The 23,854-nt window shown below is 66.2% G+C and carries 24 protein-coding genes; 8 read left to right on the top strand and 16 right to left on the bottom strand.

Features of this window, described 5'->3' with window-relative positions; all coding sequences use genetic code 11:
- Position 1 precedes the first annotated feature (1 nt).
- Genes N4264_RS01340 through speE form a run of 4 tightly spaced genes read right to left on the bottom strand, consistent with a single transcriptional unit; the run spans position 2 to position 2,576 of the window.
- Positions 2–391: an AEC family transporter gene (locus N4264_RS01340; protein ID WP_261695282.1), complete on the bottom strand. Its 390-nt coding sequence runs from the start codon at positions 389–391 to the stop codon at positions 2–4.
- Positions 358–915: an AEC family transporter gene (locus N4264_RS01345; RefSeq protein ID WP_261695283.1), complete on the bottom strand. Its 558-nt coding sequence runs from the start codon at positions 913–915 to the stop codon at positions 358–360. The genes N4264_RS01340 and N4264_RS01345 overlap by 34 nt, the downstream gene beginning before the upstream one ends.
- A 30-nt stretch (positions 916–945) precedes the next feature.
- Positions 946–1,722, bottom strand: a complete 777-nt coding sequence (locus N4264_RS01350; RefSeq protein WP_261695284.1) for a hypothetical protein — start codon at positions 1,720–1,722, stop codon at positions 946–948.
- Positions 1,722–2,576 carry a polyamine aminopropyltransferase gene (gene speE, locus N4264_RS01355; RefSeq protein WP_261695285.1) on the bottom strand — a complete coding sequence of 285 codons (855 nt, stop codon included), beginning with the start codon at positions 2,574–2,576 and terminating at the stop codon, positions 1,722–1,724. Before speE ends, N4264_RS01350 begins: the two co-directional genes overlap by 1 nt.
- Positions 2,577–2,831: 255 nt before the next feature.
- Here speE and speA point away from each other — a divergent pair, with 255 nt between their 5' ends.
- Positions 2,832–4,715 carry a biosynthetic arginine decarboxylase gene (speA, locus tag N4264_RS01360; RefSeq protein ID WP_261695286.1) on the top strand — a complete coding sequence of 628 codons (1,884 nt, stop codon included), beginning with the start codon at positions 2,832–2,834 and terminating at the stop codon, positions 4,713–4,715.
- A 16-nt stretch (positions 4,716–4,731) separates the two neighbouring features.
- Here the strand turns inward: speA and N4264_RS01365 are convergent, their stop codons facing one another.
- The 12 genes from N4264_RS01365 to N4264_RS01420 form a co-directional block, all read right to left on the bottom strand.
- Positions 4,732–5,289 carry a transglycosylase SLT domain-containing protein gene (locus N4264_RS01365; protein WP_261695287.1) on the bottom strand — a complete coding sequence of 186 codons (558 nt, stop codon included), beginning with the start codon at positions 5,287–5,289 and terminating at the stop codon, positions 4,732–4,734.
- Positions 5,277–5,852, bottom strand: coding sequence for a hypothetical protein (locus N4264_RS01370; RefSeq protein ID WP_261695288.1), 576 nt, complete (start codon positions 5,850–5,852; stop codon positions 5,277–5,279). Before N4264_RS01370 ends, N4264_RS01365 begins: the two co-directional genes overlap by 13 nt.
- Positions 5,853–5,917: 65 nt before the next feature.
- Complete coding sequence (locus tag N4264_RS01375) at positions 5,918–8,356, bottom strand: TraM recognition domain-containing protein (protein WP_261695289.1); 2,439 nt, start codon at positions 8,354–8,356, stop codon at positions 5,918–5,920.
- A 16-nt stretch (positions 8,357–8,372) separates the two neighbouring features.
- Positions 8,373–11,444, bottom strand: coding sequence for a putative type IV secretion/conjugal transfer ATPase (locus tag N4264_RS01380; RefSeq protein ID WP_261695290.1), 3,072 nt, complete (start codon positions 11,442–11,444; stop codon positions 8,373–8,375).
- A 109-nt stretch (positions 11,445–11,553) separates the two neighbouring features.
- On the bottom strand, positions 11,554–12,264 hold the full coding sequence (locus N4264_RS01385) for an HNH endonuclease (RefSeq protein ID WP_261695291.1): 711 nt from the start codon (positions 12,262–12,264) through the stop codon (positions 11,554–11,556).
- Positions 12,265–12,267: 3 nt separating this feature from the next.
- On the bottom strand, positions 12,268–12,663 hold the full coding sequence (locus N4264_RS01390) for a hypothetical protein (RefSeq protein ID WP_261695292.1): 396 nt from the start codon (positions 12,661–12,663) through the stop codon (positions 12,268–12,270).
- A 47-nt stretch (positions 12,664–12,710) separates the two neighbouring features.
- Positions 12,711–13,295, bottom strand: a complete 585-nt coding sequence (locus N4264_RS01395) for a type IV secretion protein DotIE (RefSeq protein WP_261695293.1) — start codon at positions 13,293–13,295, stop codon at positions 12,711–12,713.
- A 23-nt stretch (positions 13,296–13,318) separates the two neighbouring features.
- Positions 13,319–13,918 (bottom strand): hypothetical protein, encoded by a 600-nt coding sequence (locus N4264_RS01400; RefSeq protein WP_261695294.1) that lies wholly within the window; start codon positions 13,916–13,918, stop codon positions 13,319–13,321.
- Positions 13,919–13,927: 9 nt separating this feature from the next.
- Positions 13,928–15,520, bottom strand: a complete 1,593-nt coding sequence (locus tag N4264_RS01405) for a DotG/IcmE/VirB10 family type IV secretion system protein (protein WP_261695295.1) — start codon at positions 15,518–15,520, stop codon at positions 13,928–13,930.
- Complete coding sequence (locus N4264_RS01410) at positions 15,517–16,557, bottom strand: DotH/IcmK family type IV secretion protein (protein WP_261695296.1); 1,041 nt, start codon at positions 16,555–16,557, stop codon at positions 15,517–15,519. The genes N4264_RS01405 and N4264_RS01410 overlap by 4 nt, the downstream gene beginning before the upstream one ends.
- On the bottom strand, positions 16,557–17,279 hold the full coding sequence (locus tag N4264_RS01415) for a DotI/IcmL family type IV secretion protein (protein ID WP_261695297.1): 723 nt from the start codon (positions 17,277–17,279) through the stop codon (positions 16,557–16,559). The genes N4264_RS01410 and N4264_RS01415 overlap by 1 nt, the downstream gene beginning before the upstream one ends.
- Positions 17,269–17,535 (bottom strand): hypothetical protein, encoded by a 267-nt coding sequence (locus tag N4264_RS01420; protein WP_261695298.1) that lies wholly within the window; start codon positions 17,533–17,535, stop codon positions 17,269–17,271. The genes N4264_RS01415 and N4264_RS01420 overlap by 11 nt, the downstream gene beginning before the upstream one ends.
- A gap of 474 nt (positions 17,536–18,009) precedes the next feature.
- Between N4264_RS01420 and N4264_RS01425 the strand changes: the two genes are divergently transcribed.
- The 7 genes from N4264_RS01425 to N4264_RS01455 are packed head-to-tail and all read left to right on the top strand — an operon-like array spanning position 18,010 to position 23,651.
- On the top strand, positions 18,010–18,492 hold the full coding sequence (locus tag N4264_RS01425) for a DotD/TraH family lipoprotein (RefSeq protein ID WP_261695299.1): 483 nt from the start codon (positions 18,010–18,012) through the stop codon (positions 18,490–18,492).
- Positions 18,493–18,496: 4 nt separating this feature from the next.
- Complete coding sequence (locus N4264_RS01430; RefSeq protein WP_261695300.1) at positions 18,497–19,303, top strand: type IV secretory system conjugative DNA transfer family protein; 807 nt, start codon at positions 18,497–18,499, stop codon at positions 19,301–19,303.
- Positions 19,296–20,480, top strand: a complete 1,185-nt coding sequence (locus tag N4264_RS01435; protein WP_261695301.1) for an ATPase, T2SS/T4P/T4SS family — start codon at positions 19,296–19,298, stop codon at positions 20,478–20,480. The genes N4264_RS01430 and N4264_RS01435 overlap by 8 nt, the downstream gene beginning before the upstream one ends.
- A 21-nt stretch (positions 20,481–20,501) precedes the next feature.
- Positions 20,502–20,765, top strand: coding sequence for an IcmT/TraK family protein (gene icmT, locus N4264_RS01440; protein ID WP_261695302.1), 264 nt, complete (start codon positions 20,502–20,504; stop codon positions 20,763–20,765).
- Positions 20,762–22,015 carry a secretion/conjugation apparatus DotM-related subunit gene (locus N4264_RS01445; RefSeq protein WP_261695303.1) on the top strand — a complete coding sequence of 418 codons (1,254 nt, stop codon included), beginning with the start codon at positions 20,762–20,764 and terminating at the stop codon, positions 22,013–22,015. Before icmT ends, N4264_RS01445 begins: the two co-directional genes overlap by 4 nt.
- Positions 22,012–22,947: a hypothetical protein gene (locus N4264_RS01450; protein ID WP_261695304.1), complete on the top strand. Its 936-nt coding sequence runs from the start codon at positions 22,012–22,014 to the stop codon at positions 22,945–22,947. Before N4264_RS01445 ends, N4264_RS01450 begins: the two co-directional genes overlap by 4 nt.
- Entirely contained in the window at positions 22,947–23,651 is a 705-nt protein-coding gene (locus tag N4264_RS01455; protein ID WP_261695305.1) for a hypothetical protein, read from the top strand. Before N4264_RS01450 ends, N4264_RS01455 begins: the two co-directional genes overlap by 1 nt.
- The last annotated feature ends 203 nt before the right edge of the window (positions 23,652–23,854 follow it).

Consider the following 23,854-nt stretch of genomic DNA (forward strand, 5'->3'; position numbering starts at 1 on the left):
GCTAGCCGGGAGCCGCCTGCAACACGCGGCTCCAAAGCGGCAACGTCACACACGAGAGCAAGGTGCCGTAGCCGACGAGCGCGGCACCCAGCTCCGGCGCAAGACCCGCCATCGCGGCCAGCGCCGCCGCCGTGATCATCGGCGGCATCGCCGCTTCCAGCACCACGGCCGCGCGCACGGCCGGTGCCAGGTCCATCACCTGTGCCAGCGCCAGCGCGACCAGCGGCATCAGCAGCAGCTTTCCGGCCAGCCCGATCGCCAGCGGCAGCCGGTGTTCGCGCGGCAGCTTGAACTTCAACTGCATGCCCAGCGCCAGGCACACCAGCGGCAGCAGCGCGCCGGCGAGCGACTGCAGCATCAGGCGGATCGCCTCGGGCGGTTCGTCCGGCATGGCCACCAGGGCAGCAACCAGGGCCAGCACCGGGGAAATCCCGCCACGCGGCGCACGATCGCGCGCAGCCCCGGCCGCTCGCCGCCGGCGAAGTACGCGATGACCGACAGGCCCACGATCGACAGGATCAGAAAGCTGCCGAGCTGGTCGAACACCACCGCATAGCGCAATGCCTCGGCACCGGCCAGTACCGGCACCAGGGCAAAGCCCAGGAACGAGGTGTTGCCCAGCGGAACTTCCAGCAGCAGCAGCGCGGTCGCGTCCCGGCGCATCCGGGTGAGGCGCGCCAGCGCCACCACCATCACGGTGCTCACGCCCAGCAGCACCCACGGCACGGCGGCGACACCCAGAACGTCCAGACTCCAGGTCAGCTTCGAGGCATTGAGCAGGACCGATGCCGGCAGGCAGACGTAGAGCACGACCATGTTGAGCGCGTCCGGCGCGCTCTCGGGCACGAGGCGGCGCAGGGCGAGGTATTTGCCCAGGCCCAGCAGGATGAGGATGAAAGCGAAGGATGCGACCATGAAGTGCCCGGGACGTCCGCCCGCGCCAGTCTATTGCGTACCGGCGCGCTCACCCGGCGCGGGGCATTCGACTTCCTGTCGCACGATCATGCTGCGGTAAAGCGCATAGCGGACCTTGGTGTCGACCAGGGCCTTGAGCGGCTCGGCGATAAAGGCCAGGTGCTCGGTGGTGGCGGCCTTCAGCTCGACCGGAAGGTCCGGCAGGACGATCTGCGGATACGCCACGCAGGGATCGGGCGTTACCTGGCGCGCCGGACCCGGGGCAAAAATCATCGGGTCGACGTTTGCGTACAGCAAGCCGCGACGGGGATCCTTGCCCAGAATGGTCATGAGGCCGTAGTTGCTGCCTTTCCAGTTCATCTGCGGGTTGGAGAGGGAGCCCTCGAAGGTGCGCAGCACGACCAGCGCGCCGAGCTGGTGCTGCTGGAGCAGCGCATCGACCTGCTTGAGTGTCTTTTTCGTCGGGCCGCCGGTCCAGACGCGGTCGAAAGCCGTGCCGTCCGCCAGCTGCGCCGCGAAATCCGCGGGCAAGGTCACCGGCACGACGGTGTAGCCGGCCTCGCCCAGCGACTGCATCGCCGCCGCCGTGGCCGTCCCGGGGATATCCCAGTCGTTCGGCAGCTCGGTCTTGTAGGCGCCGAACACGGTGACGCCGGTGTGGACGTGCCAGGCCACCGGCGACATGACGTTGGCCACGCCGATGTTCGCGCCCTCGGGCGGCTGGACGATCAGGAAGCGCTTTGCCGAGGCGGCACCGGCCGCCAGGCACGCGGCGATCAGCACCGCCGCGCGCACCAGACCCCGCATCAGGCTTCGCCCAGGGCTTCGCGCACGTATTCGGGCAGCGCCAGCGCGGCCTTGTGGATGTCGACGTTGTAGTAGCGGGTCGGGAACTGCTTGCTGGCGGCGCCGCGTTCGCGGAAGCCCGCCAGGTCGGCACCCTTGCGCGACATGGTGCAGCTCCACCAGCCGGTCGGATAGCACGGCTGCGGGAAGCTCAGGGTCTTGGTCGCCTGGAAACCGGCGGTGCGCATGGCCACGCGCATGGACTGGATCAGCTCCAGGTGCGCCAGCGGCGATTCCGACTGCTGCACCAGGATGCCGCCATGACGCAGCGCCTTGTAGCAGGTGGCATAGAACGCGGCGTTGAACAGGCCCTCGGCCGGGCCGACCGGATCGGTCGAGTCGACGATGATCAGGTCGATCGACTCGGGCTCGGCTTCGGCCATGTACTTGATGCCGTCGATGAACAGCAGTTCGGCGCGCGGGTCGTTATTGGCTTCGCAAAGTTCCGGAAAGTACTTTTCCGCCAGGCGCGTGACACGCTCGTCGATCTCGACCTGGATGGCCTTCTCGACCTCGTCGTGGCGCAGCACTTCGCGCAGCGTGCCGCAGTCGCCACCGCCGATGATCACCACGCGCTTGGCACGGGCGTGGGTGAACAGCGCCGGGTGCGACATCATCTCGTGGTAGAGGAAGTTGTCGCGGGTGGTCAGCATCATGCAGCCGTCGATGACCATCACCTTGCCCCAGTCGGTCGAGTCATAGATCTCGATCGTCTGGAAATCGGATTTCTCCGAATGCAGCAGCTGCTTCACGCGAAATCCGATCGACGAGCCGGAATGCTCGTGCTGTTCGGTGAACCAGGTGGTATCGGACATGACGGTCTACTCGATGCTCGTGGGTATTCGGGGCGCGCGATTGTACCGGTAACAGCGGCACTTGGAACGCGCGGTACCGCGGCCGTGCGCATTCTTTACGCAACAGGCCGCCAGCCCCCCACCCCGGCCGGCGCGCCGCTACAATAGCCGGCCCCCAGGGCCCCGCGGCGTGCGAGGCTTCCGGCCCCGGGGGTCGCTTGACGTCCAGGCCCCGCCGCTGCGACGCGTCTCATCGTGATGACGGAGTTACTGTCGATGACTACGTGGAACGTGGAAAAGGCGCGCCAGCGCTACGCCGTGCCCTACTGGGGCGAAAACTACTTCGATGTCGATGCGCAGGGTCGCGTCGTGGCGCAGCCGCAGGGGCCGGAAGGCCCGCGCGTGTGCCTGGACGACATCGTCTCTGCAGCCACCGCGCGCGGCTCGCGCCTGCCGCTGCTGGTCCGCTTCTCGGACATCCTGCACCACCGCCGGTCGCGCCTGCAGGCGGCCTTCGCCAAGGTCATGGCCGACTGGGACTACACCGGCGGCTACACCGCCGTTTTCCCCATCAAGACCAACCAGCAGCGCGGCGTGGCCGGTGAACTGGCCTCGCAGGGCGACGCCGGTTTCGGCCTGGAGGCCGGGTCCAAGCCCGAGCTGATGGCGGTGCTGGCGCTGGCCCGCCCGGGCAGCACGGTGATCTGCAACGGCTACAAGGACCGCGAGTACATCCGCCTGGCCCTGATCGGCCGGCGCCTGGGCCTTGAGATCTACATCGTGATCGAGAAGCCCTCCGAACTCACCCATGTGATCGAGGAGTCGCGTGCCCTGGGCGTTGAGCCGCTGCTGGGCGTGCGCATGCGCCTGGCGACGCTGGGTGCCGGCAAGTGGCAGAACACCGGCGGCGACAAAGCCAAGTTCGGCCTCACGCCGCGCCAGGTGCTGGATCTGGTCGACCAGCTCAAGGCCACGGGGCTGGATCACACCCTCAAGCTGCTGCACTTCCACATGGGATCGCAGCTGTCGAACGTGCGCGACATCGCCGGCGGCGTGCGCGAGGCGGTGCGCTATTTTGTGGAACTGTCCAAGATGGGCCTGCCCATCTCCACCATGGACGTCGGCGGCGGCCTGGGCGTGGACTACGAAGGGTCGCGCTCGCGTTCCTTCTGTTCGATCAACTACGGGCTGGAGCAGTACGCCGCCACCATCGTGCAGCCGCTGGCCGAGGCCTGCGCCGAGCACGGCCTGCCCGCGCCACGCGTGATCACCGAGGCTGGCCGCGCCATGACCGCCCATCACGCGGTGCTCGTCGTCAATGTCAGCGAAGTGGAGAAGGCGCCCGAGGGCGCGATCCCGCCGTCGCGCCCCAACGAGCCGGCGGTGCTGCGCCACCTGCGTGACATCTACGCCGAACTGGACGAGCGGCCGGTGATGGAGCTCTACCAGGAAGCCCTGCACCACGTGGCCGAGGGCCAGACGCTCTACGCCCTGGGCCAGTTGTCGCTGGACGACCGGGCGCGCCTGGACGACCTGTTCTACGCCATCGTCAATGTCGTGCGCGGCCGCCTCAAGCCGGACGAGCGCGCGCATCGCCAGGCGATCGACGAACTCGACCTGCGCCTGGTCGACAAATACTTCGTCAATTTTTCCGTGTTCGAATCGATTCCGGACGTCTGGGCCATCGACCAGGTGTTTCCGATCGTCCCGATCACACGCCTGGACGAGGAACCCACGCGCCGCGGCGTCATCGGCGACCTGACCTGCGATTCCGACGGACGCATCGACCAGTATGTCGAGGAAGACGGCATCGACGTCAGCCTGCCGCTGCATGCCCTGCAGCCGGGCCAGCCCTATCGCCTCGGCATCTTCCTGGTCGGTGCATACCAGGAGACCCTGGGCGACATCCACAACCTGTTCGGCGACACCGACGCCCTCAGCGTGCGCCTGGATGCGCAGGGCAAGGCCGAGCTCACGGCCTTCAAGCGCGGTGACACCTGCGATGTGATGCTCGACTACGTCGGCTATGACCTGGCGGCACTGCGCGCGGCCTATCGCGACAAGATCGCGGCGTCGGGGCTGGATGCCAGCCAGGTCGCGCACTTCGAGGCTGCGCTGGAAACCGGCCTCACCGGCTACACCTACCTCGCCGAGAGCTAGATCCGCCCGCCGCCTGTCACTGGGGTTTTGTGGAAGCGGCGACGGCGGCTGTCACGGCCGTCGTCGCCGGACCGGTTTCGTAGCGCACGGGTAGATCACGGTGGTGCGCACGCAGCCATTCGCCCCAGCGTTGTGCCAGTGGCACCAGCTTGCCGCGATAGATCGCGTTGAACCGGGGCGTGCGCGAGTGGTAGTTCGCCGCGCGCGTCCAGTAGTCCGGCTCCGCCGGGTCAGCCAGGTGCCGGTGCAGGATCCACGCCGCAAGCTCGGCGTTGTAGCACCCGCGCCAGGCCGCGTCTTCCTGCGCCACGACGGCCAGGTCGCCGCGCCAGTGAATGCTGTTGATCTGGAAGTGACCGATATCCTGCGTGCCGTTCTTGTTGGTCACGCGCTGGCCGTTCCTGCCCGATTCGATCGTCGCGATGGCCAGCAGAATATTGGCCGGCACGCGCTGGCGCCGCGCCGCCTCGATCACGCAGGCAACCGAGGCGGGCTTGTAGGCGTAGAAGTCATCGTCCCCCACCGACCCGCTGGCTGTCGCGGCGAGCAGCGCCAGGCTGCTCAGACCAGCCATCGTTCCTCCTTGAGCCACACCCAGAATGCCCCTTCGACGAACAGTTGCCCGTTGAGCACCTGCCAGGAGCGGTAGGAGCGCTTCATGCCGTGGGTCCAGCACACCAGCGCGAAGGCCAGCCAGTTCAGCGCCAGGATGACCGATGCGCCGGTTGCGACATAGTATAGAAATCCACACACGGTAAAGGCCGCGCCGGCAAAGCAGCAGCGTGACACCAGGCGGTGACGCCGGGCGATGTCCTTGCGTTCGTCCTGGTCAGTCGCCGCATACATCGTGCGCACCAGCTCATTGCGCCGGCCCTTCGCCGCTTCGCGCACCGCGGCGATGCCATTCCGGTCGGCCACGGTGAAGCGGCAGTTCTTGCACGACCAGGCGCCGTCCTCGCTGCCCACCGGTTCGAGCACAGCCTTCTGGCACTCCGGGCAGACGGGGTTGTGCAGGTTGCGCCAGAGCGAGGCGATCAGGGAATTATTGCGACGGATCTGCCCGGCACCCAGCACCTGCATAGGCAGGGATACCACCACGAACTTCGCCGCTTTGGCGATACCGCCGAACACACCCATGGCGTTTCCTCCCGATTGATGGCCCGGCGCCGTTCCGCACCGCCGTCTCTACCGCCGCACTACTGCTACGACCACCCCGTGCCGCCGCCATCGACCGTTTCCCGACGCGGCACGGACCCCGCCCGTGCCCGCGTCCCGGACGGCACGTCCACGCCGCCGAGGCGATCCCGCACGCTTTCGCAGCGTTCTTCCATCATCCACTTTTCTTCCAGGCTGTCGTACGGACGATCGCGGGCCGCCAGGTCCACGGCCAGCCAGCGGTCGCGCTCGACGATATCGCCGGGCACCGGAACCACCACGTCCGCCGGATCGTGCGCGCGGATCCAGCCGTCGCCGCCGGCCACGATGCCCGCCGACGCCGCCACGGTGACAATGCCGCTGGCCAGGCGCGCCAGCACCTCGTCCGCAGTGAGTTTCTGGGGGGACGGGGCCGGCGCTGCGGCGTTTTCCGTGCGCACCGCCGGAGGCGGGACCGGTGCGCCGGGCAGCGGTTTGGCACCGGCGAGGAACCAGCCCAGCGCCGCCTGCGCGGCCGACGCATCGGCCTGCGGCAGGCGCTCATCGGCCAGCCGGAACACACCGCGCAATCCCGTCAGTACATGGTCGGGGCGCAGCGCGGCGCGAACCGCACCCGGCAGGCTGCCATCGGTCAGCGCGGCGAGGATACCCTGGGCGATGCGCGCACCGCCGGGCAACTCATCCGCCTCGGGCTGCTCGATCGGTAGCAGGTCGTTGATGCGGATCTCGCGCGGCGCGGGGCCGGCCGTGTAGAAGCCCATGCCGCGGATCACGCGCACGCCGCCGCCCTGACCGTTCTTTTCCTTCTTGCCGATCAGGAAATGGAACTCGCCGTTCTCCTGCATGGCGAGGTCGTCGTAGTCCAGCCGGCTGCGCCGTTCGATGCCGATCGTGTCCTGTTGGCTGAGCCGGTCGCTGAATGCGCCGGACTTGCGGTCGAATCCCTGCACGACGGCTTCCTGCGTCTGTCCGGCAGCGCCTTCGATACGCCGCCAGGTCTCCGATTCCTGACCCGAGGTGATGCGGCCGATGGCGCGCAGGTTGGTGTTCTCCCAGGTCGCATCGGCCTCTTCGGCCGATGACTTCTTCAGCGAAGAGAAGTCCTGCGCCGCGAAGATCACCGAGAAACCGAGCGACCGCGCCTGCGCCGGTGCCACCGCAAAACCAAGCACGGCGTAGTAACCGTATTCATCGAGGATGCAGTAGAACGGCGTGGTCGCATTGGTCGGGCGCGAATCGATGATTTCGCGCACCGCGCCTTCCACGCGATTGCCCAGGCAGCCGGCCATCATCTGCTTGATGCTGCCCACGATCATCTTGCCCAGCATGCGCAGGCTGTCCGGCGCGCGTTCGAGCGCGGGCAGCAGGACGACGAGGATGCGACGGTTGAGCACCACGTCGTAGAAGTCGACGTCGCCGCCACCGCGCGTCTTGAAGATGTGGCCGTAGTTGAACGACAGGTCGTTGAAGATGCGCGTCAGCTGCATCACGATGAAGCCGTGCTGTTCCAGCGTCTTCTGCTCCTGCTTCTTGACCTTGCCGCGCTGGTAGCCCGGCAGGGTGAGAAGGTACGAGCGCAGCGGCGCAACGATCGCGTCGAAGCCCTCGCCGTAACGACCGTCGTGTTCCCACACCAGGGTTTCGATGACGTGCAGCTCGAAGTATTCGAGGTACTTGTCCGGCGAGAGGTTGATGAACCCCTTGTCACGCAGGAACACCAGCGGGCGCGTCAACGCCGCCACGAACATGATCGCGCGCCCCTTCCACATGCCGTCGCCGCCGGCGTCATCCATTAGCGACACGATCAGCTCGATCAGCATGCCCGACGACGTGTTCGCCATCAGGTTAAGGGTATTGGTGACCTTGTCCGGCTGCTTGTCGATGAAATCGCGGCCGCTGGTGATGAAGTTGACCAGGAGCAGATCGTCCTCGCGCCCGAGATAGCGCGCCAGGCGGAACATTTCCTTCTGCAGCTTGGGGTCGCCCTTGCCGTCGACGTAGATGCAGCCGGTGTTCTGCACCAGGGCATTGAAGACCAGTCCCAGCAGGAACTCGGTCTTGCCCGAGCCGGTGGTGCCGAGCACCAGCATATGCGTGCGCAGGTCCGAGTTGCCGGCGTAGATCTGGTCGCGGGTTTCCTGGTCAAAGCCGATGTAGGTGATGCCCTCGCCGAACGCCTTGCCGTCCTTGGCCGAACCGTCGCGCAGCCCGGCGTGCATCGGCGCGCGATAGGGGAAGTCGAAGGCGCGCCGGCGCGTGGAGATTGCCCGGCGGTAGAACAGCCAGGCAATCAGAAGGATCAGTTCGCCCGAAAAGGGCACCTTGATCAGGAGCACCGCGGCGATCGGCAGCGCGACCAGTCCAGCGACGATGCCGTCGGCGGAATCGAGAAAATCCCGGAACTTCTGGCCGAGCCGACGCGTGTCCCGTCGCCGCCGGCTGGCATTGACTTCATGGGCCCGTGACGCGCCTTTGTAATGGGGCATGGCGGACGATCCTGTGTCAGGCCGCTTCGTTCAGGCCACGCTGGTAGTAGGTTTCGATCAGCTCTTTGCCGATGCGCTCCACCAGCGATCCGGTCATGTCATCGTCCACGAAAGTCCCACTCTTGAATTGTTCGGTCTTGAGCCGTTCCACCATCGCCTTGCACGAGCCGCTGGGAAACTGCTCGGCCAGCAGGCGCCGCGCCACGGGCTTGGGCATGACGTCATAGAGCATGCTGCGTAAACGCCGGTCCTCGGCGGTGGTTGACAGCGCCCACAGGCGCATCGGCCCGGCGGTCATGGTGAACAGCTGGGTGAACGCGGCGCTCTTGGTCAGGAAGCGCGCGAGAAAGGTGGCGCCGTGGCGGCCTGCGCCGTGCACATAGCCCACCAGGGCGCGCTCCTCGACTTCGTTGAGGCCGATGTTCTTGCGCAGCCACTCACGGGTCTGCTCGGTGCCCGAGTCCATCATGAAGAAGGACGTCGCGATCTTGGTCAGCTCGCCGAAGTCCTCCATCAGCTGCGAGGCCAGCACCAGTTCGAGGTTCCACTTGCGCGCTTCGCGTCCGTCGGTGGTCAGTTGCAGCTTCAGGCCCGCATGTCCGCCGGTCTTGTGGAATTCGTCCATGCACATCACCTTGTATTCGTCGGTGATCTCGCCGATCAGCCGCTCGAAGTGGTGACGGTAGGCGCCGGTGAACGCGGGCAGGTCCTCCTTGGAATAGGCCACCTTCTTCATGAAGCTCTGCCGCGCGATCATGTACATGAGCGAGGTCTGCTTCTTGGCAGAGTCAGAGCCCTGCACGGCGACGTCCTGCAGGTCCAGCGCCATCACGCGGGACGGGCCGATGTCGAACTGCGTGTGCGAGGAGAAGATCGGGAAGTCACCGACCGCCTCGCGAATGCCGACCATGAACGCGTTGATGATCGACAGGCCGCCCTGGACGGTCATTTCGCCGTACTCGGAACGGATTTCCTCCGACGCCGCCGTCTGCACCAGGTCGTTGAGCACCGGCACCGCGTAGCGCTGGGCCACCTCGGCCTCGTAGTGCATGCCGGCGGCGAACAAGGCGTCGACCAGTTCCCAGTAAGTCGTCGCCGGGCGCACCTTGATCGGCAGCTGCGCCACGGCGGCATCGAGCATGCGGTCATGGCCGGGCTTGTAGGTTTCCGGCTGCGACTTTTCGTACGCATCGGACTTCTTGCGGTAAGTCACGTCAATGACGCGGCCAACGAAGTTGCTCATGCCCTCGTAGGGCAGGCCCTGGCGTTCGGGCGGCGTGACCAGGATGGTGACGAAGTTCTTGGCGAAATCGCGGTCGCGCTGCAGCGGTTCGCGCAGGCCCAGCGAGGTGTCCAGCGGATTGATCGCGTCACGCTGGGCATTCTGCAGGCGTTTGTAGATGGCCAGGTGTTTCTGGTCTTCGCGCAGCGAGTCCTTGACCAGGTCGATGAAGCCCGAGCTGGAAACACCGATGTCGATGATGCAGATGAAGGGCAGGCGCGTGGCGCCCGGCATGATGCACGACTCGAAATTGTTCGAGTTCATCAGCACCGACTTGCCCGAACCGGGCTTGCCGCTGATGAGGGTGATCCAGGTCGTCTGCTCGGACGAGAAGCGCTGGTAGCGCAGAATCTTGCCGTCCAGGCTGCGGTAGACCGTCGAACCACTGGCGAAGGGCGAGGCGGGGCGCGTCAGCGGCAGCAGCTTGATCGCATCGCCCAGCGGGGCAGGACACGGATCACCGATATGCTTGGTGGTCAGCCCCAGGCAGTTGCTCTGGAACGCCAGCATGGCGTCGCCGGTACGTTCGATCACGACCGGATTGCCCCAGCCTTCGATTGCGCGCCACAGCTTGTTCTTGCGTAGCGTCAGCTCCTTGACTTCGTCCGGGCTGATGCCCGACCAGGTCATCGCCGCGATGCGCAGCTTCACCACCTTGCCACCGTCGCGCCGGTACTCGTTGAGCTCGCGCGTGGCCAGGTTGATGTTGCGGTTGGATTCGCTGGTGAAGGCCAGGATGTTCGAGAAGATGCTCTTGAACATCATCACGCTCATGCCGTCGCCTTCGAGCATGAAGGAAATGCAGTACGGCACGGCACGCGTGACGCCGCGCTCGACCGTCTCCGCGCGGTTGAGCGCGTGGAACAGGTCGTTGAAGAATTCCGGTTCGCGCGGGGGAATGGCGACGACCAGCGGTGCATAGACGCGCGAGCCGACGCGGATGGTGCATGGGTCCGGCAGCAACGATCCCTTCTTGGCCTGGCCGATCTCGGCACCGGCCACCATGATTTGGTCCGGCAGCGAGGGATACAGTACTTCCGACAGGTCGGCCATGTCCTCGTTGGTCTTCCAGCGGAACGGAATCTTCGTGCCGGGAATCGCCGGGGTCCAGTCGGGATTGGTGATGTCCGGATAGGCGCAGTAGCGGATGCTGCGCAAGGCCGCCTCGACCGACAGCAGTTCCGCCGAGCAGCCGAATTCGGGCGTGCCCAGGTCGTCGCAGACCTTGGTGACGAACGCCAGGTGCCGGTCGCGCAGTTGCGCGATCGGCCGCAGCAGGTTCTGGCCGTTGGCCATCGCTGGCCAGTTCGATGCCTTGCGGAAGTCGTTGACGGCATCGCGCGACAGGCGGTGCTCGACCGGATCGAGCAGCGCGGGACGGGTCCAGCAGACGAGCCAACAGTCTTCGTCGTACACGTACGCGGAATATTTCTGCACGTTCTCGTCAATCAGGTCGTGTACCGAAAGACCCACGCGATCGGCGCTCTGGCGCTGCTGCAGCGCGATGCCCTCGAGCGTGGTGCGCGCATCCAGGTCGCGGCGGAAGACGACCTGCAGCTGGTGCCCGCGGTTGGCAAAGTACACCGACAGCGAGGTCTCCATCAGCTGGATCAGGCGCGTGTACTGGTCGCGTCCCAGCACGGACTTGGTGCCATGGAACTGGATGATCGAGGCCAGCGAGCCGTCGTTGGCCACGAGGCAGCGGCCACCGTCGATCGTTTCCAGGTCGCAGTAGTCGCGGATGCTGGTCTTTAGCTTTCCGATGACATGGAGGAGGACGGCTTCGAGCTTGCTGGTTGCACTCATGAATCAGGCCTTGTGCGGAGAATGGCGTGGCGCGTTGCGACAGTCAGGCCGCATCCCGGGGACGCAGCTCCGGCAGGGGCGCTCGCCACCGCCCGGTGCAGTACAGGGTTCACCCCAGCAGCTCGTGGAACGTCGAGAGCCATCGACCGGCGTGGAAGTGCGTCGGCAGGTGTCCGGCGTAGTAGGTCAGCTGCTCCGGTGGGAAGGCATTGGCAGTCGGAACCAGGCGCAGGGCGTCGAAGAGGTGCTCGCGTCGCGCGTAGACCGTGTCGGTGCAACTGGCCAGGGCCTGGGCGACGTCGTAGAGACTGGCGCCTGCGCCGAACACCGTGGCCAGCGTGTCAGGGCCGCGTGTCTCCAGCACGGCGTACAGCCCGCGCAGTTTCTCGCCCAGCGCGGCATCGCCCCGGTGCGGCGCGACGAACACGGCCCGTGCCAGGTGATTGATCTCGGTCTGGGTCAGTTCCGGAATGGCGGCAAGGAAGCCGCTGTCGGCCATCGCGGCAACACCCAGGTGATGCACCTGGTGACACAGCGGACAACACGTGACCAGGTTGTCCTCGTCCAGGTTGGTGTGATCGCCGTCCCGGTGATGGACCTCCTGGTAGCGATCGGCCTGGAAACCGCAGAAATGGCACACGCCGCCGTCCCGCGCCAGTACGCGGACGGCGGCGCTGCGGAAAGCGTCGACGCAATCCGGCGGCGTTTCACCATCGCTGCGCCACGCGCCACGCTTGATACCGAGTACGGGCTGCCGGCGCAGGCGTCCGGGAAGCCCGGACGCCTGCTCGCGCAGCGGTGTCGTCGCCACCGCTGCCATGGCTTACACGCCCGTGCCGAGCAGCTGGTTGCGCACCATCCACATCACGGTCGTCACGCCGGCCATCAGGCCGCCGACGATCAGGCCGACGATCGCGCCCTTCGGGGTTTCGCGCTCGTCCTTGCTCGCCTTGTACATCTTCCACAGGGAGATGGCGATCAGCACGAAACCCATGACAGCAAATACCGACAGGAACAGGGTGGCCAGCTCCCTGGTGGTCGAGTCGGCTTTGACGATGACGGTGCTGAGATCCTTGCCGTTGTTGGCATTAGGATCGAACTGGGTCAGCTGGGCGAACGCCGTGGACGACAGCGCGGTGGCGGCCAGGGTGGATGTCCACGCGCAGGCGGTCAGGTACTTTTGCCCAATGGCGTTCGACAGCGCTTTCAGGGGATTCATGGATGACTCCTTTGAGTTGGCAACGACGGTACGGCGAGCATCGGCGTTCAGGTTGGCAAGAACAGCCCGATGATTCTGAAACCCAGGGTGTTGTTGAGCATTTCGGCGAACCATTTGAAGTTCCAGCAGGCCACGCCGCCGATCATCCAGGCGCAGGCCTGGCCGACGCTGGCGTTCTGCTGGCCGTTGGCGCGCTGGTTCATGGTCATGAGCGCCTTGATCATCGCCACGAAGCCGACGATCTGCATGATCCCGTACAGGGCACTGGTGGCCAGGCGTGCGTTTTCCAGCAGCGTGCCGCCGCCACCGGGCGTGTAGGCCAGGAACTTGCTGTTGACGTAGTCGCCCGTGAACGTGCGGCTGAAGATGCCGACCATCTCCAGCGTGCCCAGCATCATCAGGAAGCTGCCGACGAGCAGCTGCGCCATCGCCGAGCCGACGGAAAAGCGGCTTTTTCCCGGAATATACTTCAGCGCACCGTCATTGCTGACGCCCCACATCTCGATCAGCGCGCCGGCGACCAGCCAGATGCCGATCACTCCCACCAGCGTCTGCAGGAGCGAGATCGTCGGCGGAATCACCACGCCGATGTTGATCAGGATGGTCATCAGGTCGGGCGAGCCTGAGTTCATGGTTCATGCTCCCGCTGGCGCGCTCAGTGACGGGCGCGCTGGGTGAAGACGGTCGTGCTTTCCGCATCCATGCCCATGACGCGACGGCCGGATCCCGGCAACGTCTCGCCCACGGTGACGCTCGTTTCCTGCTCGCCTTCCTTCACCCAGGCGCGATTACCGACAATCGCGACCGTCTTGCCGTCGGTGGGACTGGCGATATGCGCGCGGCGGGCAAGCTGCTGCGACACGGACACGCGCTGCGTGCTCTGCGGCCGCGTGGTCTGGGTCGATTCCAGCAGCGCAAGGCGCCGCTCCAGATCCTGGGCGTGCGTCGCCGCCTCGTTGAGCGACTGGGCAATGGCCACCTGGCCCGACTGGATGCCCTGCAGCAGGGCGCGCATTTCGCGTTGCTGCGCCTCGTCGCGGCTGCGGCGCTCGGATTCACGCAGTTGCGCCTCGACATCGACCCTGGGCGCGTCTTCCACCTTCGGGGAGACATAGGGCTTGGTCACCACCGCCGGCTTGCCGCCGCTGGCCATTTTCACGATCAACACGGCAAGGATCAGGAATCCTAGGAATCCGCCGAAAAAGATGCCGACGATCTTGCCGAACGATGCGCCTTTTTTCTTGGGCTGCTGCATGGGTGGTCCTCAATTGATTTTCTGTGCCAGCACATCGGCCAGGAAGTACACGCCAAGCCCCTTGTTGGCCGGGGTCCGGTAGGTCGGCGGACGATCGAAGCCCTTGGCGATTTCGCGTCCGGCATTGGTACCGACCTCGCCCAGCGCCATGCCGATGATCCGGCGGTCGTCGATCTCGTCGGCAGTCTGTATGACCTGGCCGTTGGGCAGGATGATCGTGGTGCCGGCCGTGGACTGCTGGTAGGCGCGCCCCACGCCGGTCAGCAGCGACGAGACGGCCAGCGCGGTGTAGCGGGAAAACGTGTGGTGATTCGTGTGCTCGGCGACGCCCTGCTTGGCGTCTTCCTCGCGCAGCGCAACGGCGTTGACGCGCAACACCGGGCGCTCGTCCTGCGGCGCGAGCGTGTGGAAATTGATACGGATGTTGTTCTGCGCTGTTTCGACCTGTCCGATCAGGCGCGAGCCGTCCCACACGCCGCCACGGATCGTTGCCAGCACATGACCGCCATCGTCGGTGTTCACTTCCGAATCGAGCGTGGCATAGAGGATGTTGCCGGTTTTGATGACCGGAACACCGCGCGCGCCGCCCACCGGAAGGGTTCCACCCGGCAAGCCGCCGGCAGCCATGGCAGCGGCGGCTGTCGCCGCCGGAGGGCCCATCGTGCCGGGCGCGGTGGGCAGTCCCGCCGGCGGCGTTCCGGCGGCGAGATTGCCCAGCATTGCCGGATCCTGGCCCAGCGGTACTCCCGCTGCGGTGGTGGCGCCGTTGGCTCCTGCTGCTGCCGCTGCCGCTGCGCGCCGCGGCGCGTAGCTCAAGGTGTGATAGCCACCGGTCTCGTTCACGCCGTTGCCGTTGGGTCCTTCCTTGCCGTCGCCAAACACCGCATTGACCTGGTTCATCACGCGCTCGGTGTGCGCGGCGATGTAGTCATCGCGGTCCGACTTCGCCTTCGCGATCGCCGCCTGCTGCTGTTCGTCGATCTGCACCTGCGCGCGAACGCGCCGCTGCGCCTGTACGTCGCCGCGCGCGATGCCGGATGTCGCCGGTGCGGCCGCTGCCGCCATCTCATCCAGCGTGGGTTGGGTGTCGCGCGTCTGCGCGGCGCCACCGGGTTGCAGCTCGCTGGCACTGGCCGAACCGAGGATGTCGAATTCCACGTTGCTGGCTTCGCGCTTTGCCTGGGCTTCCATCACCTTCGGATCGAACTGCGGCTGGTACGCCTTGCCCTGTGCGGCCGCTTCGGCGGCCTCGCGGTTGGACACTTCCGTCCGACGGGCGGCTTCCTTCTCGGAAATCGGCTCCAGGTTCACCGTCGGCCGGGGGCTTACTGCCACGTCGACCTTTGCCTTGTTCTCGACCTTTTCATCGCTGCGCAACTGGCGCAGCCCGACCGCACCCGCAACAGCCACGACGAGTGCGGCGCAGACCAGCGCTATGCGCCCGATGCCATGGCCGAAGACCGCCATGAAGTTGCGCTTCATCTCGTCGGTCTTGGATTGCTCCTCGCGCCGGCGACGTTGCGATGCGGTCTCGCCCTGGTCCTCGTCACCGGGATTCAGGCTCGGCAGTTCGTCCTGGGAAGCGGTGGGCTCCTGGCTCATGGTGCGTGGTCCTCGATGAACGCCGTGACCGCCTGGCCGCCGGTCAGGAAGGTGATGGCGTGGTGCCGTTCGGCGAAGCGGTAGACCGACAGGCCCGAGGTCGAGCGCGCCGCCGACAGATAGGCTGGAAACTGCGCATCGGCCTTGGTGCGCACGTAGAGGGAGTCACGATAAGCCCAGGCGTCAGTGCCGCTCAGGCCGGTGACGCGCAGGCGCCGCGCCTCCTGCGGCGGCACGCCGTCGAGGAATCCCGGCAGCGCGTCATCGATCTGCGGCATGGTGGAAATCGCGACATTGTCGATCGCGTTCGGGTTGCTGCCCGGTACCTTGGCGTCCACACGCATATCGACTTCGGCCTGTCCGGTGGTGAGGATGAAGATCACCGGCGTGGACAGGCCGCGCAGATTGACCGTGACATTGCCGTAGCTGGCCAGGGTCATCGGTTCGAGCGTGAGGATGTTGGTGTTCTGCGACTCCTCGCTCGCTTCCTTTCCGCCGCCGCCGCGCGCGTCGCGGAACTTGTCCAGATTGAGCGACACACTGTCGATGTACCAGGGATTGCCGGCGGTATCGCTGAAGACGATGGAGCTGAGCTGGCCGCGCGACAGGCGCACCACGGGCGGACTGACGCCCGGATCCAGGTTGACCATGAGCGTGCGCGTCACCGGATTGGGCGGCGTGACGTAGGGGGTCGCCCGCTCGCGTTGGCGCTGCTCGTTGAGACGCTTGAGCTTTTCCCATTGCTCGGGGGTGAGTTGCAGCTCTTCGATGGTGTTGAGGGTGTCTTCGGTGATCTCGCCGGGCGAGGGCCGCGGCAGGACGATTTCCGCGGGCGCGGCAACCTGCTGGCCCAGTCCGCCCGGCGGCGGCATGGGTGGTGCCGGTACGGCGGCGGCCGGCGGCGCCGCGGCCGGTGCCTGCGCGGGTGCAGCGCCGGCGGCTGCCGCGACGGGCACCAGGGGAACCGGGGTATCGGACGGCTGCGCGGACGCCGACAACACGACGCAACAGCCAAGGATCAGCGCGAGCGATTTCATTAGGATCCCGATAAGTTGGCCGACAGGACCGTCGACTCGGTAGCGATGCCTTTGACGTTCAGGGCGGACGGCGCTACCTGCACGACGGTGACCTGGGCCAGGAAGTCCTTGCGGACCTTGGTGTCTCTTTCCGAGCCGCTGTAGAACTCGATCGCGATCGGCACCGCAACGATCCAGAAGCGCTGCGCGCCGCGCCGGCCTTCCTGCTCGATCTGCGGCACCTTGGTGGCCATGGCGCGCAGGATGTAGCGGCCCTTGATGACGCGCTCGAGATTGCCTGACTGGTCCAGCGACGCCAGGTACTGCGCCCGCCCGTTCTCGGTGTAACGGCTGCTGGCGACGCGATTGATCGACTCGCGGTAATTGACGTAGTCGTAGGTATTGCTTTCCAGAACGGTATCTTTTGCAAAATCCGCAATGGTCGCTGGCGTCACGCGCGGTTCGGAGTCGGGGGTGATTTCGCAGACGGCCGTGGCATCGGTCGTGGCGATGTAGCGGTACTTGGGGAACAGCCAGATGCCGCCGGCGATGGTGACGGCGTTGAGTGCCGCGAGCGTGCCCACCGCCGCCCACACGCGCAGGTTGGTGCGCTTTAGGGTGCGGTTGTCCTCGTGCAGGCGATGCACTTCGCGCAGCACGGCCGCGCCTTCGCCGCTTTCGATCAGGATCCCCTCGTCGGGGGCGTCAGCGGTGGCCGGCGTTTCTGTGTCGTTACTCGACATTCCGTATCTGCCCCGTATTGCCGTCGTAGAAACAGACGTTGGTCGTTCCGTCCAGAACGATGCCGTTCTCGAAGTTGGTTCCCCACAGCACCTTCGCGACGCCGCCCACTGCCGTCACCAGCATGATGAAAACAGCGACTTCCCCGGCTCGCGCCGTCTTGGCCAGGAGGCGGTTGTAGCGTCGCAACGCACGTACGTCGGTTTCGTAGCGCGAGCTGCGACGTCCCCACGTGGTGTCCGAATCGATCACGTCCATCCCTTTCCCTCGCATTCTTTCGCAAGCGTCAGAATTCTGCAATAGCGAAATTCTGTCGTTTAGTGAAGGCGGATTGTAGACGAGCGCGCTTTGCGATGTCATTACGGGCGTGACGGGCAGCCCTACCGCGGCTATCTAGCGATTTATGCGATTGAAATCTCAATATTCGAGACTGTCGGAAGCGACCGTAGCGCGTCGCCGCAGTGACACTCCCTCTGCCCCAACCGGGCGCCACAATGGGTTGTTGTGGCCTTCACCGGGCCGCCGCACTGCCGTACCCCCGTCAACGCGGCTGCGGCCATTGCGTTGACCACGGCAGACGCCGTGACTGGCACAACACCTCGCCGCCGGGCGCTGTTCGACGTATAGCTATGAATTCGTTAATTATTCTTCAGGAGCGTGATGCGTGCGACGTTTTCGAAGAATTTTCGCACCACACTCGCATTGTTGTGATATTGTCGAGTTCTCAAAACTTTGTCGTCCTTCAAACCTGAGGACTTTATCGATGCGGGTATCAGTAGTCTTGGCGGCGACGGCACTGGCCCTGGGGGATGCGCCTCGCGTGCGCCGCGCCCGGCGGGCAACGACACCGAGGCCTTCGCCTCACGCCTGATCGCCGACCGGGTGGATATCGCCGCCCAGGCGCAGCGCGACTACGTCGCCTGGGTAGCCGAGGAAAAGCGCGATTCGCAGCACCGGTTCGAGTCGATCGACACCGACGCGATTGACGTCGACTACATCGGACGGCCGGTGGAGCTGCTGCGCGCCTTCGCGCGTCGCTACGGCCTGCGGTTCGTGACGCTGGGCCACGAAGACGACCTGCGCGTGGTGAATGTGCGGATGGGCAGCACCACGCCGATGGAAGTGATCCGCAACGTCAGTCGCCAGATCTCGCCCTATGCCGAGGTGATGGTGGATCGTGACGATCGCGTGCTGCGCCTGGTCTTCAAGGGTTGACGCCATGCCGGTCGACACCGCACTGATGACGCTGGCCGACGTGGAACGCCTGTACGAACGGCCGGGCTACGTCGAGATGATGGCCGAGTACAACGAGGCGCAGCAGGCGCGCCAGCGTGCCATTCGCGACACCGCGCTGGCCGCCGGCCTCAAGGCCGGACTGATCTGGCAATTGGGAAATGTGGAACGTTCCGTCGCACGCCGCGAGCGCGACTTCGACACGATCTACGATTTCGGCTACCTGCTGCTGCACAGCCGCGTGGTGCCGCCGGTCGTCACCGAGGCGCGCGACCTTTATCACCAGGAAGGCGAGCTGACCCTGCGCCTTTCCGGCATCAACTACACCATTCACCGCCAGGCGCGCTTCGCCTCGGCGGCGCCGACCTGGCGCGAGTACCTGTCGTTTCCCAAGCCCGGCAAGCCCACGCCGTCTTCCGGCGTGCGCCCGCGGACCAAATCCGAGAAGGCCGCCTGGCAGGCCGGCGCCCGCGCCGGCTGGGAACAGGGCGTGGAGCAGGCCAACGTGATGCTGCAGTACGCGCTGGATCGCCTCAACCGTGACTTCACCGGCATGCTGCGCTTCCATCACCTGGTGGCGGAGGGCCGCGTGACCATGCCCATCATCGCCAGCGACGACATCGCGCTTACGGGCGATGCGCGCAATCTCGTCCTGGACGAGACGATTCTACGCATCACCGTTCCGTCAGCCTTCGTCAGCGACATGACCCAGTGGCAGACCTGGATCCGCCCGACGGTCGGCAGCGCGACGGAAGCCGCAGCACCGGGCCCGTCCGGAGGCGTGCGTGATTGATCACGACGACGTCGCGCCGGCGACGCGGTTGCCAAAGCTCGAATGGGTCACGCGCTACCAGGATCCCTTCCGCTTCAACCACGCCGACAACTTCAAGGATCTGATCCTCGAAACGCAGGCGCACGGCGTCAGCGACGTCTTCATTTCGCCGAACCGGCCCATTGCCGTCCTCAAGAGCGGCGTGCTGCACGCCATCACGCACCGCATTCTCGACACGGGCGAGGTCGGCGCAATCCTCAAGTGGGCGGTCGGGCGCGATACGGCCGTGACGGATATCCTGGCCGGACGTCCGGCGAACGGACGTTACGAGGTCTACGACCCGGAGCGCATCGATTCCCGCGGCGCCCGCGTGCGCTACGGCTACCGCGTCAATGCCTCGCCGGTGCAGGCGTGGGGCGGTTCGTCGGCGCAGATCGTCCTGCGCGCGATTCCCTTCAACGTGCCGACCTACGACACGCTCGGTCTTACCGAGGAGATCGTGCGCGCCGCGACGCCACGCGACGGCATTGTCTACGTGGCCGGCGCGACCGGCTCGGGCAAGACGACCACCTTCGCCGCGATCATTCGCTACATTCTGGAAAACGACACGCCGATCAAGGGCAACCTGATCACGCACGAGGAGCCGATCGAGTTCACCTACGACGAGGTGCCGAGTGCCCATTCGATCATCGTGCAGTCGCAGATCCCGACGCATTTTTCCGATTTCTATTCGGCCAACCGCGAGGCGATGCGGCGCAAGCCCGGCCTGATCCTGATCGGCGAAATGCGCGACGAACAGACCATTCGCGCGGCGATCGAGGCCTCGCTGACCGGTCACCCGGTGTTCGGCACGGTGCACGCGATCAATGTCGCGGCGGTGATGCGGCGCCTGATCAGCCGCTTCCCCGAAACCGAGCGTGCGACGGCGATCTTCGACATCGTCGAGACAGCCCGTTTCATCATGGCGCAGAAGCTGGTGCGCTCGACCAGCGGCGGGCTGGTCGCCGCGCGCGAGTATCTCGTGCTCGATGCTTCGATGCGCGCCCAGCTGAGCGACCTGAACCAGATGGGCAAGGTCACCAGCGCCATCGAAGACCTGGTCGAAACGCGCGGCCACAGTTTCCGCCGCGAAGCGCGGCGCCTGCTCGAAGCGGGCCTCATCGACGAGGCCGTGGCACGCGAGCTGTCGCACCACTGACGATCCTGCCGGAGGACATGCATGTCACAAGGTCGTTATCACTGGAGCAACTGCGCCGTACCGGCGCGCTTCGTACGGATTCACGCCATCGGCTGCCTGCCGTGGCTGCTGTTGCTGGTCCGGGCCAGCTGGTACACGTTCTATTTTGCGATCGCCTTGACCGCGGCGCTGATCTACATCGAGATCATCAAGAAGATGACCCTCGGCGCGTTCTTCCGCTCGATCGTGGTCACCCTCACCGGCCGCGTGCGTCCGACCATCTCGCTGCACCGGGATTTGCCATGAGCGGCGCCCCGTCCGCGACCACACACAAACCCGCCAGCGGCGACGGTGCGCTGTGGGCGGCGATCGTCACGCCGGTCATCGCCTATTTCGGCGTCGGCATGCTGTGGGGTGGTTTCCACACGGCCATCGCGACAGCCTATGCCTATCTGCGCTACGCGGAACTGTGGCTGGTCTACGCCGCCGGCAAGTACCTGCCCTGGCCCGGGCTCCGGTCGGCGCACGACTGGGTCGACGCCCGCTGCGCGCCGGACGGGCTGGTCGGACCCTGCCAGCGCGATTTCTCGACGGTGCCCTGGGAAGAGATCAGCGCGTCGTCGCAGACGATGAATCTGATCCTTCTGGCGGTGCTGCTGGCGCTGTGCGTGCGCTGGTTCCTGCGCGCCAACCGCACCCATCCCAAGTTCACCCTGACCCGGCGCCATTCCGTCAGTTCGCTGGTCAAGGAAGTGTCAGGGCTGTACCCGCATCTGCGCCTGTTCGGCAAGCTCGATCTGGTGGAACAGCCGCTGGACCATCCGGTGTTTGGCATGTCGCTGACCTCGCGGCAGTTCGCTTTCCAGCATCGCCTTATCGCCGGCTGGCGTCTGCAGGGCAATGAACGCGTGCCCACGCTCGACCGCGTCCGCGCTGCCGCCGTGCTCCGCGAGCAACTGGGCGCGCTGTGGCGCGACACGCAGCGCCTGACGCCGGCCGAGACGCTGGTGCTGGCCATCGCCCTGCCGCGCGCCGCCGCGACCGACCCGAACATGGACGATGCGCAGTTCGAAACCGCCATTGCCGACAGCGACGCCCTGGTGCGCTGGTGCTGGGACCAGTTCCGTGCGCCGGAGAGCGAGGCAGACATGGCATCGGCCCTGCGGCCGGCCATCGACCTCACCGCTGCGCGGGCGTTGATCGAGAAGTACCGCCGTTCGCCCGCCGTGGCACCCCTGTTCCAGCGGCACGCCTACGTCCGCACGATCCTCTGCGCGGCGCTGACCCAGGCACGGCGGCTGGGCGTGCTGCCGCCGGCGGAGATGCGCTGGCTGCGCTTCTTTGATCGCCCGGTGTGGTACGTCGTCGAGAGTGTCGGCCGGCAGGCCAGTTTTGCCGAAGCCGCCGGGGTGCAGTGTCACTACTTCTACGAATCGCGCGCCCACGAGGCCCTGGTGCAGCCGCAACTGGGCAAGGCCGTTGATGCACTGGAGCACGCCATTTCCCACTATCGCTATTCGGCCACCGACCAGGCCGCCTATGGAGCGGCGCCATGAGTCCGGCCACGGACATCACGCGAGGCCGGCAACGCATCACGCGCCGGCTGCGCTGCCTGCTGGGCGCGCTCCTGGTCGGCGTCATCACCCTGCCCGCCGCCGCCGCGGAGAAGAAGCCGCCGGCCCCGGCGGCGCCTGCTACGGAAGACGTGGCTGCGCTGGTCGGCCGCTACGGCACGATCCTCGGCAAGGAGCCCGCCGGTGTCGGCGGCCTCACCGCATGGACCGTCTCCAAGAATGGCCAGCGCATGGTGCTGTATACAACGCCACCCTCGGACCAGCCGGTGGCGGTGATGGCCGGCATTCTGTGGGACGCGCGGACCGGCCGAAACATCTCGGATGACCTGGTCAAGCACAGCGCGGCGCTGAAGGAAACACCGCCAAGCGTCGCCAGCCTGTTCACCCCGCCCCTGCGACCGGTGCCGGCGATGGACGGCACGTACACGGGCGACATTCCCGAGTCGATGAAGACCGTCGAGTCACTGGCGGGCGTGAAGGAAGGCAAGGGCGCCGTCGGCGACCGCGTGTTCATCGTGGTCGACCCGCGCTGCCCCTACTGCCAGGAAACCTACCGCAAGACCCGCAAGCACGTGGCAGCGGGTGCATCGATCACCTGGATTCCCGTGCTGGCACTGGGTGATGCGGACAAGGGCCTGCCGCTGGCGGCCAGCCTGCTGCAGAGCAAGGACGCCGGCATCCTGGGCAAGGTTCTGGGCGAGAAGGCGGCGGTCAAGACCGAGGCGAGTGCCGCGACCATCGAGGAGTTGCGCCGCTCGCTCGCGTTCCTGTTTGCCGCCTTCGAACAGAACGGTTCGGGCAAGGCTGGCGTGCCCGCCGCCTTTTTCCTGGATCACCGCACCGGCAAGCCACGCATGCTGACCGGCCTGTCGGAAGACGCCGTGCTTGAAGATATTTTTGGAGCTATCCACTAATGGCCAAGAAGCGCTTTGTATTCGCCCCGCAGATCACGATCACCGGTTCGATCACGGCGATGATCGTCGCCTTCGACGCCGCATCCGACGATGACACCCGGAAGGAACCCCGCCTGGTGCGCGTGCCGTCCCAGTACCGGTCGCTGGCGGTGCGCTGCCGCGGCTTTGACACGGTTGCCCAGAGCAGCGGCCGCGTCGAAGGCACGATCGAGCTGCTGGTCCATCCGGAAGAAGGCGAGCCCCAGGAGCCGATCGTGCTGGCGGACGTTTCGCTGCCGGAGATGCCGGACCTGCGCGCCCAGGTCGAAGCGGGTACGACCCGGGCCTGGTCGCGCGCGCTGCAGGATTTCTGCCGCGGCCTGGGCAGCGGCGAAGCACCCGCCTACGCCGCCCTGCCGGCCGCCGTTCATGCGCGCGCCCTGCCACCGGTGGAGCCGCGGGGCTCGGGACTGAAGATGGCCGGCGTCACGGTGGCCGGCATTGTGGTCGCCATCGCGGCCATTGCCGCGGTGCGTAACCGCGCCCCGGAAGTACCACCCGGCCCGCCGGAGACCCTGGCTGCGCGCACCCTGCTCGCCGATCCGGCCACGCTCGACAGCTCGATTGCGCTGACCCAGCAGACCCTCAAGAGCATGGGCCTGGACCCCGGGACAGCGGCGGACATGGCGTGCCTGGCGGCGCCGCCTGTACCGAAACCCGAGTAATCCGTTACCCTTTTTGATGACAGTGGACCATTGCCGCGGGCGGAGCCTGCGGCGATGGTCCGTGCTTTCACGCCCTGCGGGGCAGGGGGCTTCCGCGGCAGTTCCCGCGGCTTCGGCCATTGGTGAGCCATCTATGGCTCCAATCGCGCTTTGACAATCGACGGGCATCGGGCTCGTGCGTCCCGCGCTGCATCACGTGGAAA

Origin of the sequence: Tahibacter amnicola (assembly GCF_025398735.1) — a bacterium.
GTDB lineage: Bacteria > Pseudomonadota > Gammaproteobacteria > Xanthomonadales > Rhodanobacteraceae > Tahibacter > Tahibacter amnicola.